This is a genomic window from Stenotrophomonas maltophilia (genome assembly GCF_001676385.1).
Lineage (GTDB): Bacteria > Pseudomonadota > Gammaproteobacteria > Xanthomonadales > Xanthomonadaceae > Stenotrophomonas > Stenotrophomonas maltophilia_J.
Window position 1 is genome coordinate 1 of the sequence record NZ_LYVJ01000048.1, and the last position, 375, is coordinate 375.

Below are 375 nucleotides of genomic sequence, written 5' to 3' on the forward strand. Positions count from 1 at the left end.
AGGCGAATGCTCCATTGGGCAAGGCACCGGCACACCTTCCGACCGAGGTCGCAGTGGTTTGGAAGGAGCTGGAGAAGTGCGCCCTGCCTGGCGTCCTGACCAGCGCCGACCGTTTCATCATGGAGGTGGCGTCATCGCTGCTTTCCGAGTTCCGTGCCAACCGCGGCGAGTTCGTTGCGGCCAAGTACTCCCACCTGATCGGCTGCCTGGCGCGCCTGGGCCTGACCCCGGCTGACCGTCAGAAGCTGGGGACCGAAAGACCCCGGAGGGCAACCCATTCGACGAGTTCTGATCCATGACGCCGAGCGAATCAGCCAAGGCATACGCCAAGGGCGTCACGTCAGGAAAGATCCCGGCCGGCGAGTTCATCCGTCT

At 64.0% G+C, this 375-nt stretch carries 1 protein-coding gene; it reads left to right on the top strand.

What is annotated here, in order from left to right; all coding sequences use genetic code 11:
* Window positions 1-299, top strand: a 299-nt coding sequence (locus A9K58_RS18865; RefSeq protein ID WP_231109355.1) for a P27 family phage terminase small subunit, incomplete at its 5' end; no start/stop codon positions are given.
* Between the last annotated feature and the right edge of the window lie 76 nt (window positions 300-375).